We start from the raw sequence: 17,006 nt of genomic DNA, 5'->3' as shown, positions 1-17,006 counted from the left end.
AATATGTGTATTTCAATAAGTGAAACGCCTTTCACCGCAATGAAAACTATGTTTCTATGTGTTTAAATAAAGCTTTAAATTTGCTTTAAAATCATTAAAAATGAATATCAGAAAAGCCGAAAAATCAGACTCAAAATATATCGCTCCTATATTATTATTAGCAATGGAAGATATCATTTATAAATTTATAGCAAAAAAAGATTACGCTTCCGCAAAAGGCTTTCTGCAATACTTCATTGAAAGAGAAAACAATCAATACTCTTATCAAAATTGTTTTGTTGCTGAAGAAAACAATGAAATCATTGGCGCTATCAATATATATAAAGGTGGAGACATTGAAGAATTAAGAAATCCAATAATTGAATACGTCAGAAAACACCATAATCCAGAATTTGATCCAGAATTTGAAACGCGTGAAGGAGAATATTATATTGACTCTTTAGGCGTGAATCCGAAATTTCAAGGAAAAGGAATTGGTTCGAAACTGCTTCGTTTTTTAATTGATCAATATGTTCACGAAAACAGCGAGACTTTAGGGTTATTGGTTGAAGAAGATAATCCGTTGGCAAAAAACCTCTATTTAAAATTAGGATTTAAGGTGGTTGGCGAAAAAACTCTGGTTGGAAAAAAACTGGAACATCTTCAAATACAACTTAAATAAACGCCTGTATTCTCATTTTTGTGCATTTTATCGCTTATTTCAAACAATTTGACGATCATTCTGTCGTTATTACAAAATAACCAGCTGACTTTTCTTTAATTATCAAAAAGAAAATAGTTCAATTACACTGAAATAAAAATTAATTTATAGAATGAAAAACATAACAATATTAGAAGCAGGTCTAATTTTAAGAATAGTTTTAGGAATCACAATGCTTTCAGCGGTTGCTGATCGATTTGGAATTTGGGGAGCGCCAGGCTCAAACGCAGTTGCTTGGGGAAATTGGGAAAACTTCGTTATTTATACACAAACTCTAAATCCTTATGCAAACAGAGATATTGCAGAAATTCTAGGCGGAATTGCCACTTTCTTTGAAGTTTTACTGAGTTTATTATTGTTATTTGGTTTCAAAACCAGAATTGCCGCTTTAGGAACTGCATTTTTAATGTTCTTTTTTGCATTTGCAATGTCAGTTTCGGTTTCCGTAAAAGCGCCACTTGATTATTCCGTTTGGACAAGCTGTGCTGCCGCTTTATTGTTGGCTAATATTGGCAAAACATCTTTTGCGGTAGACAATAGAATTTAAACAACTAAATCACTAACTATAAAAGCGTTACAGTTCTTAACTGTAGCGCTTTTTCATTTTTAAGGTTTTATTAAGCCCCTAATTTTTCCTTGAACAAATTTGTATTCGTAAATTAGCCAATACAAAAACACAATTTAAATGACAATACTTACCTTCACACTGATCATGATTCTGGGTGCTTTTCTAGCAGGTTTTATCGGTTCATTATCAGGTTTGGGAGGCGGCATCATTATTATTCCGCTTCTTACTATTATTCTTGGTGTCGATATTCATTATGCAATTGGAGCCGCTTTGGTTTCTGTTATCGCCACTTCTTCAGGCTCTGCCGCAGCTTATGTTAAAGAAGGAATTACCAATATGCGAATGGGAATTTTTCTCGAAATCGCTACCACAATCGGAGCTGTTTGCGGTGCATTACTTTCAACCGTTGCTCCTACTTCTTTTATTGCCGTTTTATTCGGCTTGACTTTGATTTTCTCTGCTATCAATTCGCTTCGAAAAAAAGAAGAACATATTGTATTAGAATCTAGTCCGATGGCTAAAAAGCTAAAATTAGACGGAACTTATCCTTCTCACGACGGCGAAGTCATCAAGTACGGAACTAAAAACGTTCTTGGCGGTTTCAGTATGATGGGAGTTGCTGGAATGATGTCTGGACTTCTCGGAATTGGTTCTGGTGCTTTTAAAGTAATCGCAATGGATAACATTATGCGTGTTCCTTTTAAAGTTTCAACAACAACGAGTAATTTTATGATGGGAGTTACAGCAATGGCGAGTTCTGTTATATACATTCAGAAAGGATATATCGAACCTGGAATTTGTATGCCAGTTGTAATTGGCGTTTTGTTTGGAGCAATGGCTGGAGCCAAAATATTAGTGCGAACAAATCCTAAGAAATTGAGAATCTTTTTTGCCTGCCTAATTTTTGTTTTGGCAATCAACATGATTTATAACGGACTAAATGGAAAAATCTAATATGGTACAAGAAGAAAAATTTGGAGAAAAAGATTTTCAAACAATTATAGGAAACTTACTTCGCTACGGGGTTTGGATTTCGTTATCAGTAGCTTTTATTGGCGGTATTGTGTATTTACTTCATAATGGAAATCAAATTGAAGATTATTCTGTTTTTAAAGAAAACGACCGAAATATATTTGAAGTAATCGCAGCTGTTTACAATGGAGCGATTCAAGGAAACGGAGAATCTCTAATATTTACAGGAATTATTTTGCTGTTTTTAACGCCAGTTTTACGTGTTTTGCTTTCGCTGTTTTCTTTTTTATTAGAGAAAGATTACTTGTACGTTGGCATTACTTTAATTGTAATTCTGATTATTATAATTAGTATTTCATTCGGTTTCTCACATTAAAAAAAATGTAGATTTTAGATTTAAGATTGTAGATTTTGGAATTTAATTATTGAATTTGAAATTTAAAAACATGGAAATAGGAATAGACAGTTTTGCTTCGGCAATGTATGGCGATAACAACACTTTGAGCAGTGTTGATGCAATGGAACAATTACTGCAAAGAATTGAATTTGCAGATCAGGTTGGTCTTGATGTTTTCGGAATTGGAGAACATCACAAAAAAGAGTTTTTAGATTCTGCTACGGCTGTAATTTTGAGTGCGGCGGCGGCAAGAACGAAAAATATACGTTTAGCAAGTGCCGTTTCGGTTTTGAGTGCGGCAGATCCTGTTCGAGTGTATCAAAGTTTTGCGACTTTAGATTTGATTTCGAAAGGAAGAGCTGAAATCGTCGTAGGTCGCGGTTCTTCTATTGAAGCTTATCCCCTTTTCGGATTTAATCTTAATGATTATGATAAGCTTTTCAGCGAAAAATTGGATTTGCTTTTGCAGATTCGTGACAATGAATTTGTAAGCTGGGAAGGAAAATTTCGTCCTGCAATAAATAATCTGCCTGTTTATCCAAGAGCTTTACAAGAAAAAATGCCAATTTGGCTTGGAGTTGGCGGAACACCAGAATCTTTTATAAGAGCAGGTTCGCTTGGACTTCCGTTAATGGTTGCTGTTATTGGCGGACAAACGCATCGTTTTAAACCTTTAATTGATTTATATCGTCAAGCAGGTCAAGCAGCAGGTTATAAACCAGAAGAACTAAAAGTTGGATTGCATTCACCTGGTTATGTTGGCACAACAACAGAAAATGCGGTTGCAGATTATTACCCAGGTTATTCCGAATTATGGACCAAATTAGGATACGAAAGAGGCTGGCCACCTGTAACAAAAGGCAAATTCGATGGTTTGATTGATGATTTAGGCGTTTTAATTGTTGGTAGTCCAGAAAGAGCTGCTGAGAAAATCCTTCGTCACAGCGAAGCTTTAGGAGGAGTTGACCGATTTACTTTTCAAATGGATAACGCTGGATTGACTCACAAACAATTAATGAATGCTATAGAATTGATTGGTACAAAATTGATTCCGTTGATTAAGAAAGGATAATTTTTTTGCCACTCCTGATAACTATCGAGATAAAAGATTAAAAGGATTTTTACCTGATTTTTGAATAGCGTCCAGCTTTAGCTGGATGAAAATTTAAAAGAAATACAAAAGGCTTTAGCCAAACTTCATTAGTTTGGCTAAAGCCTTTTTTCAATCCACAATTTGTAACCTCCATTTAAAACTAGAAGCAATTCATGAAACCTTTGAACCTAAGTACCTCTGAGCCTCTGCACCTTAAAAAGAAAAAAGCATCGCCAATTAAGACGATGCTTTTTGTTGTGATTTGTAATTTTTCAACGAAAACAAACCATTTTAGAATTTGTAGGTAACACCAACTCTAAAGTTTCTAGGTGCTTCTGTCTGCCAGTAATAAGCATTTAAGTAGCTGTAGAATGACCCACTATATAAATATTTATCTAAGATATTGAATACGTTTGCTGTAACTTTAAATTTACCTGTTTCATAAGATAAACCTCCGTCAAGTTTAAAATAAGACGGTAATCTTTCTAAACCTGCGCTCCAAGTATCTGTCTGACGTCCGTCAAGGAAAGTTCCTCCAATAGAAGCACCAAATCCTTTTAAGGTACCATGTTGAAGCGTGTAGTTTAACCATGCATTTGCTGTATGTTTAGCATAACCTGGCACAATATCCCCTTTTTTAATTCCAGTTGCAGCAGAAACTGCAGGATCAACTTCGTTTACGATAGACTCTGTGAAAGCATAATTTGCAATAAGATTAAACCCTTCAAAGATTCTTCCTCTCAAATCAAACTCCAAACCTTGTGCTCTTTTTTCTCCTAATACAACACTAAATTGCTGTCCAGGAGTATTTGCAGGATCTGATGTTAATTCGTTTTTCTTTAAAATGCTATAAGCAGACAAAGTAGTGCTCCAAGAACCATCAAACCAGTCTCTCTTAATACCAATTTCTGTATTATTTCCAGTAAGTGGTTTTACTTTATCTCCATTTTTAATTACACCCGACTGCGGAGTAAATGCCTGATCGTATAATCCGTAAACAGAAGTATTTTCGTCAATAGAAACACTTAAACCGGCACGAGGCGTAATGTGGCTGTCAGAAATTGGAGCTCCACCCCAGCTTGCTTGACTAATCCATGTATATCTTCCAGCAAGTGTCAATCTCACTTTATTTTCAAAGAAACCAATTTCATCCTGTACATATCCAGCAGCATATTCTGAACTCATTAAACCACCAATTGCTTTTGCTCTTACAGAAAGCGGTGTTGTGTGATCAAATTCAGGAAAACCATTTGATGGCGTACCATAATTTGGATTATTTACATTAAACGGATTATCAACTGTATCTAAATCATGTGATTGTCCCCAATCTGCCATATAATCTTTGCTTCCTAAATCTACTCCAGCCAATATTTTATGAGAAACATTTCCAGTATTGAATTTTCCGTTTACAAATATTTGTCCTAAGTACATATTGCTTTCTGCATCCCAAATACCTACATTTCTGATGATTTCTCCTTTCGCAAGAGTTCCATCAGTATTAGGACCAACTGCACTAGGCCAAGAGCTATATCCTTGTTGAATGTATTTAAAATAAGATGTCTGAGCAGAAAGCTTCCAGTTTTCATCAAATTTATGTTCAAACTGAAGATATCCGCTGTGATCCTGAATATTAGTATCTGGGAGCCCTGGCTGTGTCATTGTAAAATTACGAGGCAAAGTAGCATATCCATCAGATGCAGGTCCGAAAACGTAGTAAGAACCAACTTCCGTCATATTAGCATACTGAAAGTTGTATTCAGCTGTAATTTTTGTTTTATCGTCAATTTGGTACGAAAGTACTGGAGCAATTACATAACGGTCATTGTGCTCAAACGGACGGTGAGAACCTTTATTCTGCGCTGCTCCGTTAAATCTGTACAATAATTTTCCTTTTTTATCTAATTTTCCATCAAGGTCAACACTTACTCTGTAAAAATCGTAGCTTCCGCCAAGTACACTAACCTCTCCTTTTGTATTTCCTGTTGGCTTTTTAGTCACAACATTATATAATCCGCTTGGGTCTCCACTTGAAAGCATAAATCCAGCTGGTCCTTTTACAAACTCTATATGATCTACAAAACTCATATCTTCTGTTAAAGGCCCCCAGAAAGAAGAAACAACGTTAAATCCATTTCTAAAAGCCTGAATTTGAGAACCTCTCATTGTAATATTTGTATATAAATCTCCCCAATGCTCCAAACGAACCGCTCCACTCACATTACGAATTACTCCATCGCTCATACTGATAATCTGCTGATCTTTTAATGTTTGAGCACTTACGATTTGTATGTTTTGAGGAATTTCTAAAACTGGTGTTTGAAGACGCAATGATAACGAAGGCTTATCTTGCTTGTATTTATTCTTTGTAATGACAACTTCTTCAAGATCTTCCTGACTTTCTGAAAGAGTAAAATTCTTAGTCAAATTTTGTTTTGCGCTTATTACAATCTGATCTTCAACAGCCTTAATTCCTACACCTTTTAAGATAATTGTATAAGTTCCTGGTTTTATATTTTTAATTTCATAATGTCCTGAAACACTTGTAACATCTGAATATTTTGTTCCTTTTAAGACTACAGCAATATTTTCTGCAGGGTTATTTCCGCTCAAAGAAACTTTTCCATTTATATTTCCAAGCTGTTGTTGCGCGATCATATTTAATGAACCCAAAAGCAGCACAAAAAAATAAACTTTTACATTAAAAATTATTTTCATTGGTTTTGATTTTAAATTGAGCGACAAAAGTATATGCTAATCTTAACTTTTCCAAATTATTTTTACTCATTCTAAATAAATATAACTTTTTACGACGAATTTAAAGAAAAACTCGTTTTTACAGTCTTATTTTTAAGTTATTTCATCATAAATATTAATCTACATTAAGTCTGAAACCGAATTCTATTTTTATCTTTATACTTCCAAATTTCAAAAAGAACCTAATAAAAATAAAATCCTGATTATGAAATCAAACACAATAAGAAAAGTAGCCATTGTGGGTTATAACAGAATTCCTTTTGCAAGAGCAAACACAGCATATTCTAATGTTGGAAATAAAGAAATGATGATCGCAGCACTTGATGGTCTTATTGATAAATACAATTTAAAAGGAAAATTATTGGGTGAAGTTGCCGGAGGTGCAGTAATCAAACATACTTATGACAATAATCTGATTCGTGAATGTGTTATGAAAACCAGCCTCGACCCTGCAACTCCTGCCTGCGACTTACAGCAAGCTTGCGATACAGGAATTGAAAGCGCTGTTTATATTGCCAACAAAATTGCTCTTGGACAAATTGATTCTGGAATTGCTGGCGGTGTAGATTCTATCAGCGATATGCCAATTGCAGTAAGCGAAAAACTTCGAAAAATATTATTAGAAGCTAGACAAGCAAAATCATTGGGCGGAAAAATTAAAACTTTTCTAAAACTTCGTCCGAAAGATTTTAGTCCGTTAGTACCTCAAAATGAGGAATCTCAAACGGGACTTTCTATGGGAGGACATACCGAAATCACAGCAAAATATTATAAAATCTCAAGAGAAGAGCAAGATCAATTTGCTTTGAAAAGCCATTTAAACATGGCAAAAGCTTATGATGAAGGCTTTTTTGATGATATGATCACGCCTTTCAACGGATTAGAAAAAGACAATAACCTAAGAAGAGACAGTACAATTGAAAAATTAGCCAAATTAAAACCCGCTTTTGATAAAGCAAATGGTACTTTGACTGCAGGGAACTCGACTCCTTTAACAGATGGAGCTTCTTGTATTCTTTTGGCTAGCGAAGAATGGGCAAAAGAACAAGGGCTTCCAATTTTAGCTTACATTACTTTTGCTGAAATTGCGGCAATTGAATACGTTAAAAATCAGCAAAATCTTTTGTTAGCACCTTTATTTGCTGCTTCAAGAATGCTGGAAAAAGCCGAATTAAATCTTCAGGATTTTGATTATTATGAAATTCATGAAGCTTTTGCAGCTCAGACTTTGGCAACTTTGAAAATTTGGGAAAGTCCTGAACTAAGTGCCGAAATTGGTTTAAAAAAACCTCTTGGAGCAATTGACCGAAATAAGCTAAATGTAAAAGGAAGCAGTTTAGCAGCCGCTCACCCATTTGCCGCAACTGGCGGAAGAATTATTGGTGTAATGGCAAAATTATTGAACGAAAAAGGCTCAGGAAAAGGATTAATTTCTATTTGTGCCGCAGGCGGACAAGGGGTTACAATGATAATCGAGAAATAATATTCTCTTTCACTTATAAAAAATACTCAGCTGCATTATAAATAAGATTTGCATTCTGCTGAAGTGTAAAGCAATATATTCGAAATAGCTTTATATAAACCAAACCCGACAGGTTTTAAAAATCTGTCGGGTTTCATTATATGCAATAAAAAAGAATTTCTTATTTCTTAAAAAGCAAATTCTTCAACCGAAGACAACGCTTTTGGCAACGCATTTTCTGCAAAATCAGGAATTGCAGTTCCTTCTACTCGAAATGTTGTTACATCGGTCATTCCTAAAAAGGCAAAAACCGTTCGTAAATACGATTCAGAGAAGTCATAACTTTTGTACGGACCTTCAGAAAATATTGCTCCTGATGCTATCGATAAATACACTTTTTTATTATTTACCAATCCTTTTGGCGATCCGTCAGCATAACTGAAAGTCTTCCCTGCTCTAGCAACCTGATCAATCCATCCTTTCAAAACAGCTGGAATCCCAAAATTATATAAAGGAACTCCAATCACAATAACATCAGAATCCAATAAGTTTTCGATTGCATCATCTGAATATTTTAAGGCTGATTTTTGTTCTTCCGAATGTGTTTCAGCAGGCGCATAAACGGCACTAATATGAGATCCTGTTAAATATGGCAAAGGTGTTTTAGAAAGATCAAGTGTTTGTACTGTACTATTTGGATTTACTGCTTTCAGCTTTTCGATAACAGCATTAGATAATTGGTTACTAAATGAATTTTCTCCATTAGTACTTGTTAGTATTTGTAGAATTTTTTGGCTCATAATTGTATATCATTTGTTTTACAATACAAACTTATTTACATTTACTATCTCTTTTATAGTACTATCCTTGAGGATAGCGCTATCCTCGAAGATAGTAAAGCAAAAAACATGGAAACAACAACAGATATCATTAGCGAAATAGTAGAAAAAGACTGTAAACCACAAGAATGCATGGCGGCATTACTTCCTGTAAGAGATGCATTAGAAGTCTTGAGCGGCAGATGGAAACTTCCTATTTTAATTGCACTTTCTGATCGTCCAAAACGATTTAAAGAAATTTCAAAAGACATTAACGGAATCACCGATAAAATGCTTTCTAAAGAATTGAAAGACTTGGAAATTAATAAACTTGTTATAAGAACGGTTTATGATACTTTCCCGCCAACTGTAGAATACTCGAGAACGGAACACAGCAAATCGCTTACAAATGTGATTATGGCATTAAAAGACTGGGGAACTTTGCATCGAAAAGAGATTATCGGAAATCGAAATGAGTAATCGCATTTCTATCCAAATCATAAAAAACAATATAAAATACTTACTTTCTTAAACTGTAAATCAATAATTTATAGTAAATTAGGACTTCCTTACAATTTAGTTTCTTTTTAAAATTTTGTTGCACTTTATTTTAAACCACTAAAATTATGGAGTCAAAAATACCCGAAGGTCCTCTTGCTGATAAATGGAGTCTTTACAAGGCTAAAGCCAAATTGGTTAATCCAGCAAACCGAAAAAAACTAAATATTATAGTAGTCGGAACCGGTCTTGCGGGCGCTTCTTGTGCTGCTTCTCTTGCTGAACAAGGCTATAATATAAAATCTTTTTGCTTTCAGGATTCTCCAAGACGTGCGCATTCTGTTGCCGCTCAAGGCGGAGTAAATGCTGCCAAAAACTACAAAAACGATGGCGACAGTACTTTCAGAATGTTTTATGACACCATTAAAGGTGGTGATTTTAGATCTCGAGAAGCCAATGTTTATCGTTTAGCCGAATGTTCTGCTCATCTTATTGATCATGCAGTTGCTCAAGGCGTTCCTTTCGCTAGAGAGTATGCGGGTTACCTTAATAATAGATCTTTTGGAGGTGTTCAAGTTTCTCGAACTTTCTACGCTAGAGGGCAAACTGGCCAACAGCTTTTATTAGGTGCTTATCAAGCTCTTGAACGTCAGTCAGCTTTGGGAAAAGTCGATTTGTACACACGCCACGAAATGCTTGAACTTGTTGTTATTGATGGCAAAGCCAAAGGAATAATTGCACGAAATCTCGAAACTGGAATTTTAGAGCGTCATGCAGCTGATGCCGTTGTACTAGCGTCAGGCGGTTACGGAAAAGTATATTATTTGTCTACTTTGGCAATGGGCTGTAACAGTTCTGCAATTTGGCGCGCACATAAAAAAGGCGCTTTTATGGCTGGTGTAAGTTGGATTCAGTTTCACCCTACTTCACTTCCGCAACATGGCGAAAACCAATCTAAACTGACTTTAATGTCTGAATCTCTTCGAAATGATGGTCGAATCTGGGTTCCTAAAAAAGCAGAAGACGCTCGAAATGCAAATGCCATTCCTGAAGAAGAACGCGATTATTACTTAGAACGCCGATATCCATCTTTTGGAAATCTCGCGCCAAGGGATATTTCATCACGAGCTGCAAAAGAAAGAATCGATGCTGGTCATGGCGTTGGGCCAATGAAAAATGCTATTTATCTCGATTTCTCGGATGCCATAAAAGCCCAAGGAAAAGATAAAATCGAAGCTAAATACAGCAATCTTTTTGCTATGTATGAAAAGATTACGGGCATAAACGCTTATAAAGAACCTATGTTAATTTCGCCTTCAGCGCATTTTACAATGGGTGGACTTTGGGTCGATTATGAACTTATGACTACAATTCCTGGTTTATTTGCTTTAGGAGAAGCTAATTTTGCCGATCATGGCGCAAACCGTCTTGGAGCCAATTCGTTGCTTCAGGCTTGCGTTGACGGCTATTTTATTGCGCCTTATACTATTCCGAATTATTTGGCAGGCGAATTAAATTTACCTAAAACAGATATTTCACATCCTGCATTTGAAGAAGCAGAAAAAGCCGTCAGAAGGCAGTTGGATCGTTTTTTACACACCAACGGAACACTTTCAGCTGATTATTTTCATAAGAAAATCGGACGTCTTCTTTATGAAAAATGTGGTCTTTCGCGAAGCAGAAAAAAACTGGAAGAAGCGATTATCGAAATTCGGGAACTTAAAACTTCTTTCGAAAAAGATCTCAGAATTACCGGCGATAATACTTTAAATAGCGAATTAGAAAAAGCGGGCAGAATTTCCGATTATATTGAATTAGCTGAATTAATGTGTTATGATGCCTTACAGCGCGAAGAATCCTGCGGTGCACATTTTAGAGAAGAATATCAAACCGCTGATGGTGAAGCTGTTCGTAATGACAATGAATTCTGTTATGTCTCAGCTTGGGAATGGAAAGGACCAAATAACGAACCTGAATTACATAAAGAACCCTTAACCTTTGAATCTGTAGAACTTGCTGTTAGAAGCTATAAATAAATGGTGAATTGTTAATGGTTGATTGTTAATTATTAATTATGAGTGAAGAAGTGAAATTGAACTTAATTTTCGACTTACTATTTATAGTAAAACTATTAAACATAAACTCAATATAGTAAAGCAAATAATTAATAATTAGCATTAAATATTTCACAATCAGCATTCACAATCAACAATCAACAATCAACCATTAACCATTAACCATTAACCATCAACCATCAACCATCAACAATTAACAATTAACAATCAACAATCAACAATCAACAATTAACCATCAACAATTAACAATTATCATGAAACTTTATCTTAAAATATGGAGGCAATTTAATTCTTCTACAAAAGGAGAAATGACAGATTATGAAATTGATGAAGTATCAGAGCATATGTCGTTTCTGGAAATGTTGGATCTTTTGAATGAATCGCTTATTCAGAAAGGAGAACGTGTTATCGAATTTGATCATGACTGTCGAGAGGGAATCTGCGGTCAATGCGGTGTAATGATCAACGGACGAGCTCATGGGCCTTTAAAAAATACTACAACTTGTCAACTTCATATGAGAAGTTTTAAAGATGGCGACACCATATATATAGAACCATTTCGTGCAAAGGCTTTTCCCGTTTTAAGAGATTTAAAAATTGATCGAAAAGCATTTGATTCGATAATAGCCGCAGGAGGTTTTATTGGAGCTTCAACAGGTCAAGCGCCTGAAGCAAATAGCATTCCCATTTCGTACGAAACCGCTGAAGCTGCTTTTGATGCGGCTGCCTGCATTGGATGCGGAGCTTGTGTTGCTTCCTGCAAAAATGCCAGCGCAGCTTTGTTTGTTGGTGCCAAAATAACGCATTTGGCTTTGCTTCCTCAAGGAAAAATTGAAGCTTCTAAAAGAGCGATTTCGATGGTAAAACAAATGGATGAAGAGGGTTTTGGAAATTGCTCTGATACTAGAGCTTGTGAAATCGAATGTCCGCAGGGAATTTCTGTGCTTTCGATTGCTAAGATGAATTTAGAATATATGAAGGCATTGACTTTTAGAAAGTAATCTGAAAGTTTGCGATACGTTGATAATTTCTCGCAAAGACGCAGAGTCGCAAAGTTTTTCTTTTTTTTAAGTTTTTAAGTTTTAAGACTTCGCGACTCTGCGACTCTGCGAGATTAAAAAAATACTTCAAATACAGTACGCTTATCTTTCTCCCGAAGTTTCGGGATCGCTCAGGAAGACAAACGGCAGAAACCTTTTTTCAATAAAAAAACTTAGCGACTCTACGACTTTGCGAGATTAAAAAATATTTTGTGCCTTCGAGTCTTTGTGGCAAAAAAAACTTAAACCGTAAAATACGGCGTCAAGATATCTTCAAAATTATAAAGCCCCTTTTCTTTCTCTTTCAAATTTTCGGCAACAAAAATAACTCCGTTTCCAAATGCTTCCCTAGAAATCGATTCATGGATTAAACGTACAGTTTGAAAAGGAAAACCAAAAATTACTTCGTGTTTTCCAACTATTCCTCCTGCCCTAACTACATTAATATTTTCTTTATCAACATCAAGAGCTTCTGCAATTTTTACCGCTGTTCCAGAAGTTCCTTCTTTTGCTTTAAAGTGTTCTTCATTTACTTCAATATCAACCCACGGTGCAATTTTCTTTAAAAATTTAGCGGCAAACAATAAATAATTCACTCCCAAAGTAATATTTGGCGACCAAAAAACAGTTGTTTTATCTGCCAGTTTCTTCAATAATTTTAGTTCTTTTTCCTTGTAATGTGAAATTGCTGAAATGATTTTCACTTTGTATTTCGCAGCTGTTTCTCCATACGTGTAAATTCCTTCGCTAGAAGAAAAATCGATAATAGCATCTACTGGATGTTTTTCTAACAATTCTTCTACAGAAGTATGAGAACTTGAATAGATTAAGCCGGGTTCATCTGACTGGATTCCAAAAAACTCGGGAACTGATCTGTGTTCCAAAACATTACTTTGTCTTAAAACCCACTCAAGGCTGAATTTTTTATTTTCTAATAGTATTGAAGCTACTGATTTTCCAGTTTTTCCGAATCCGATTAATCCTATTTTCATAAGCATTTGTTTTTTTGTGGACGAAGCTTTGTCCGATTGAAAAATATTGATATTGTAAAGCGTTCAATATCAATCCTAATTTAAATTTTTAAAACAGTTTTAGAACTGCTTGTTCATAAAAATAGAAAAATCATAACAGAATTACTAAGTAAAAGTGAATTTTATAACAACAAACAAACTTCTTAATACGATTTTTTCTGTTAATACAATTTTCTTTTGTCAAAATTTTAAAGCAGATTGATTTTATAAACTATTCCATTTATAATGTTAAAAAATGTCTTTAAAAAAAGGATTTCATAATATACAAGTAAACATATTTTGACTAGATTTATCACCTGATACCCCAAATAAATATCAGTAAGTAATGGCCTACAACAACAATGAACTGCTTCGTTTTTTAGATGCTCAGAATAAATTGTATTTAACAGCTCTGGACGAAATTAAAAATGGTAAAAAAGAATCTCCTTGGATGTGGTTTATATTTCCTCAAATAAAAGGAATGGGTTCTAGTGATACTTCTAAATTTTATGAAATCAAAAATGCCGATGAAGCAATTGCTTTTTTAGAGCATCCAATCTTAGGGAAACATCTTTTAGAAATTACTTCTGAATTAATAAAAAAAGAAGAAACTGTAAGCGATATTTTTGGAAGTCCCGATATAGAAAAACTAAAATCGTGTATGACGTTGTTTGCTAGTGTTCAAAACAGCGAACCTATTTTTCAGGAAGTCCTTCATAAATATTTCGATGGCTCATCTGATTTTCATACTATTCAGCTCCTTTACAGCAATCTTTAGAGTTTTAAAACTATATACTTATATAGTTCTGTAATAAAATTATATTAAGTCCGTGAAGTCTTTTTGTAATAACATAAGGCTTTACGGACTTTGTTCTTTTATGAAATTCATGAAAAAAAACTTAACAAACTTTAATGCAAAATAAACTCTCATTTTACTATTTTTGGCGAAATCTTTGAAGAAATCTCAACAAAATAATATTTGCACAAATTAAAATTAATGAAAAAACTACTTTTAATAAGCATATTAGCAGTCTTGGTAATTTATGTCTTTAGAGAAACGGTTTATAAACCCTATCTCTGGAAGAAAACAATGGAAACGCCTGAACACAAACTACAGCTTGGAAGTTATATTTTTAGCAAACAAAGAGGAGTAAATGGCAGCCAGAGCACAGAAAAAAAATACTTCGTTTTTAAAGTAACTGAAATAAATGGAGATTATGTGCGTCTTTCTGTAATTCGACAATTATCGAAAAAAGGAAATCCAAAATCTTCAGATTTTTCGATGACAAGAGAAACGTATAGAAGTTTAAAACGCAATATTAAAAAAACTAAGATAACAGGAATTCTTCGCGAAGATTTAACTAAAGAAGGAGAAGCTTATACTGTAAACGATTATCTTTTAAACAAATACCCTTCATTAAAAGAATCGCAATTCTATTACGAAGAAATTCCAAAAGCTGAGATAAATATCAATACTCCAAAAGATTATTTTAATCTTATTTACTCCAAAGAGAAAATTATTGAGAAGCGAAAACTCATTCCGTATACGATTTTAGACAACGATGTACCTCAATTAGCAAGGCAATTGTCTCAGAGAGTGTGTCTAATTCTAAATTAAAATCTAAACTCCCAATTTAATTATTGGGAGTTTTTTTATTGAAAATTTCTTTAAAAGAACATCTTTCTAAACCTATTCTGAATAATTTTTTTTGAAAACATTCAATAATTCTATTTTATTTAGAATTAATATAAATAAACTTTTATATTTGCCGCTTTCTGAGCAAAACGGAGTAGTTTTTAAAATTTACTTAATATTGCTTTTCCAAAACATAAACTTATTAAATGAACAATAATGCCAGTTTCGAATTAGATCTTTTCCATTCTTTTAAGGATGGCGACGAAACTGCCTTTAAGTTTTTTTATGATAAGTATTTTAGAAGAATCCAATCTTTCAGCGTTCAGTTTATTTATGACCAAGATGAAGCTGAAAATCTTGCTCAGGAAGCCTTACTACACCTATGGCAAAACAGAGAAAATGTAGAATCTCTTAACGGAATTCAAGCTTTCTTGTTTACTTATGCCAAATCAAAATGCTTGAATTTAATTCGACACAATAAAGTGAAGGATAAATTCAAAAATGACCTCTTAAACCATAAGGAAAGAGAATTGGATATCGAAGTTTTAAACTCGATTCAGTTCGACACTTTAGAATTAACCGAATTAGAACGAATTATTCAGGAATCGATCAGCGATCTGCCGCCAAAAACCAGAGAAATTTTTATTAAAAAACGCTTTGAGAATAAAAAAAATGCAGAAATCGCCGAAGAATTAGGAATTTCTTTAAAAGCCGTTGAAGCCCATATGACAAAGGCTTTGAAGATTTTAAAAACGAAATTATCTGATTATTTGTTCTTAATTTTTATCCTTATTTATAATAATTAAGAATAAAAGATAGGGTATTTTAATTCTGAGGTGTACTAACTATAGCGAGAAGTTTTAAAACGCAGATATGACATCGGAAATAATAAATAAATACCTTTCTAACGAAGCTTCAGAACAAGAAGTTCAGGCACTTTTTGATTGGATCGAAGCATCGGAAGAAAATAAAAAACAATTCATAAACGCTAAGAAAATTTGGGTATTAACCACACTTTCTACTGATTTATCAATTGAAACTGTACCTGTAATTCAAATGAAGCCAAAAAACAGCGTTAGACAATATTTACAATATGCGGCGGTGTTTTTAGTGTCTTTGGGTTTAGGAACTTCTGTTTACTTATTTAATAATACATCTGAAACTCCAAAAGAGATTGTTCTGGAATTGGGCGACGGCCGTTTAGAATATCTTTCAGGAAAAAATCAGACTACATTATTAAATGACAAAGGCGATTTGGTTGCCAAAAAATTCCCGAATGAAATTATCTACTTTGGCAAAGTTCAAAATCACGAAGTTATTTATAATACGCTTAATGTTCCGTACGGAAAACGTTTCAAACTTAGACTTTCAGATGGTACTGTTGTGAGTTTAAATTCGGGAACTATTTTGCGTTATCCAGAGCAATTTAGTGTAAACGGAAATCGAAATGTATATTTAACTGGTGAGGCATTTTTTGAAGTTGCCAAAGACAAAACACATCCGTTTATTGTACACGCGAATCAGACTGATATTGAAGTTCTTGGGACTAAGTTTAATGTGAGCGCTTATCCTGAAAACCCTACTGTTAATAGCACATTAATTGAAGGTAGCATTCAAATGTCTGAAGCTGTTAATCCATCTAATGTTATTCTGTTAGAGCCAAACCAAATGGCGACTTGGCAGAATAATTCTAAAAAAATTATCTTAAAAGAAGTTGATCCTGCCTTTTATATTGCCTGGACAAAAGGCGAACTTGCTTTTAAAGATACTCCATTTTCTATTATCGCTAAGATTATTCAGCGTACGTATGACGTTGAAATTGTCAATGAAAATTCTGATTTGGCCAAACAGAATTTTACAGGAACAATTAAAATCAGCGATTCTAGTGTCGAAAACATCTTAGATCTGCTAAAACGCGACACGCCTTTTAATTATTCTATTAAACAAAAAACCATTACCATTACCAATCCTCGATAAATAAAC

General features: G+C 34.1%; 16 protein-coding genes. 13 read left to right on the top strand and 3 right to left on the bottom strand.

Annotated features, from left to right (window positions below; genetic code table 11):
* Nucleotides 1–100: 100 nt before the first annotated feature.
* From DM444_RS21305 to DM444_RS21285, 5 genes are all read left to right on the top strand, one after another.
* Nucleotides 101–661 (top strand): GNAT family N-acetyltransferase, encoded by a 561-nt coding sequence (locus DM444_RS21305; RefSeq protein ID WP_111290450.1) that lies wholly within the window; start codon nt 101–103, stop codon nt 659–661.
* Nucleotides 662–812: 151 nt separating this feature from the next.
* Nucleotides 813–1,247, top strand: a complete 435-nt coding sequence (locus tag DM444_RS21300) for a DoxX family membrane protein (RefSeq protein WP_111290449.1) — start codon at nt 813–815, stop codon at nt 1,245–1,247.
* A gap of 138 nt (nt 1,248–1,385) precedes the next feature.
* Nucleotides 1,386–2,222 (top strand): sulfite exporter TauE/SafE family protein, encoded by an 837-nt coding sequence (locus DM444_RS21295; protein ID WP_111290447.1) that lies wholly within the window; start codon nt 1,386–1,388, stop codon nt 2,220–2,222.
* Nucleotides 2,209–2,616 carry a DUF1634 domain-containing protein gene (locus tag DM444_RS21290; protein ID WP_111290445.1) on the top strand — a complete coding sequence of 136 codons (408 nt, stop codon included), beginning with the start codon at nt 2,209–2,211 and terminating at the stop codon, nt 2,614–2,616. Before DM444_RS21295 ends, DM444_RS21290 begins: the two co-directional genes overlap by 14 nt.
* 70 nt (nt 2,617–2,686) lie before the next feature.
* Nucleotides 2,687–3,709, top strand: coding sequence for an LLM class flavin-dependent oxidoreductase (locus tag DM444_RS21285; protein WP_111290443.1), 1,023 nt, complete (start codon nt 2,687–2,689; stop codon nt 3,707–3,709).
* Between the two features lie 312 nt (nt 3,710–4,021).
* Here DM444_RS21285 and DM444_RS21280 read toward each other — a convergent pair whose 3' ends face one another.
* Nucleotides 4,022–6,445, bottom strand: coding sequence for a TonB-dependent receptor (locus tag DM444_RS21280; protein ID WP_111290441.1), 2,424 nt, complete (start codon nt 6,443–6,445; stop codon nt 4,022–4,024).
* Between the two features lie 244 nt (nt 6,446–6,689).
* Here DM444_RS21280 and DM444_RS21275 point away from each other — a divergent pair, with 244 nt between their 5' ends.
* Entirely contained in the window at nt 6,690–7,967 is a 1,278-nt protein-coding gene (locus DM444_RS21275) for an acetyl-CoA C-acetyltransferase (RefSeq protein WP_111290439.1), read from the top strand.
* Nucleotides 7,968–8,134: 167 nt separating this feature from the next.
* Here the strand turns inward: DM444_RS21275 and DM444_RS21270 are convergent, their stop codons facing one another.
* Nucleotides 8,135–8,746 (bottom strand): FMN-dependent NADH-azoreductase, encoded by a 612-nt coding sequence (locus tag DM444_RS21270; RefSeq protein WP_111290437.1) that lies wholly within the window; start codon nt 8,744–8,746, stop codon nt 8,135–8,137.
* A 108-nt stretch (nt 8,747–8,854) separates the two neighbouring features.
* Between DM444_RS21270 and DM444_RS21265 the strand changes: the two genes are divergently transcribed.
* The 3 genes from DM444_RS21265 to DM444_RS21255 all read left to right on the top strand — a co-directional run bounded on the left by DM444_RS21265 (nt 8,855) and on the right by DM444_RS21255 (nt 12,338).
* Complete coding sequence (locus DM444_RS21265) at nt 8,855–9,244, top strand: winged helix-turn-helix transcriptional regulator (protein ID WP_111290435.1); 390 nt, start codon at nt 8,855–8,857, stop codon at nt 9,242–9,244.
* 146 nt (nt 9,245–9,390) lie between these two features.
* Entirely contained in the window at nt 9,391–11,298 is a 1,908-nt protein-coding gene (locus DM444_RS21260; protein WP_111290433.1) for a fumarate reductase/succinate dehydrogenase flavoprotein subunit, read from the top strand.
* A gap of 293 nt (nt 11,299–11,591) precedes the next feature.
* A complete protein-coding gene (locus DM444_RS21255; protein WP_111290432.1) occupies nt 11,592–12,338 on the top strand; it encodes a succinate dehydrogenase/fumarate reductase iron-sulfur subunit in 747 nt (248 codons plus the stop codon).
* 281 nt (nt 12,339–12,619) lie between these two features.
* On the opposite strand, the gene DM444_RS21250 is transcribed toward DM444_RS21255, so the two are convergent.
* Nucleotides 12,620–13,369 (bottom strand): dihydrodipicolinate reductase C-terminal domain-containing protein, encoded by a 750-nt coding sequence (locus DM444_RS21250; RefSeq protein WP_111291187.1) that lies wholly within the window; start codon nt 13,367–13,369, stop codon nt 12,620–12,622.
* A 364-nt stretch (nt 13,370–13,733) separates the two neighbouring features.
* Here DM444_RS21250 and DM444_RS21245 point away from each other — a divergent pair, with 364 nt between their 5' ends.
* From DM444_RS21245 to DM444_RS21230, 4 genes are all read left to right on the top strand, one after another.
* On the top strand, nt 13,734–14,165 hold the full coding sequence (locus tag DM444_RS21245; protein WP_111290430.1) for a DUF1810 domain-containing protein: 432 nt from the start codon (nt 13,734–13,736) through the stop codon (nt 14,163–14,165).
* Between the two features lie 219 nt (nt 14,166–14,384).
* Nucleotides 14,385–15,005: a hypothetical protein gene (locus tag DM444_RS21240; protein ID WP_162615025.1), complete on the top strand. Its 621-nt coding sequence runs from the start codon at nt 14,385–14,387 to the stop codon at nt 15,003–15,005.
* 224 nt (nt 15,006–15,229) lie between these two features.
* Nucleotides 15,230–15,829, top strand: a complete 600-nt coding sequence (locus DM444_RS21235; protein WP_111290426.1) for an RNA polymerase sigma-70 factor — start codon at nt 15,230–15,232, stop codon at nt 15,827–15,829.
* A 67-nt stretch (nt 15,830–15,896) separates the two neighbouring features.
* The gene (locus DM444_RS21230; protein WP_111290424.1) at nt 15,897–17,000 is read left to right on the top strand and encodes a FecR family protein; all 1,104 of its coding nucleotides are present in this window, start codon (nt 15,897–15,899) and stop codon (nt 16,998–17,000) included.
* The last annotated feature ends 6 nt before the right edge of the window (nt 17,001–17,006 follow it).

Origin of the sequence: Flavobacterium ginsenosidimutans (assembly GCF_003254625.1) — a bacterium.
Taxonomy (GTDB): domain Bacteria; phylum Bacteroidota; class Bacteroidia; order Flavobacteriales; family Flavobacteriaceae; genus Flavobacterium; species Flavobacterium ginsenosidimutans.
This window is presented reverse-complemented; position numbering and strand designations above follow the sequence as displayed.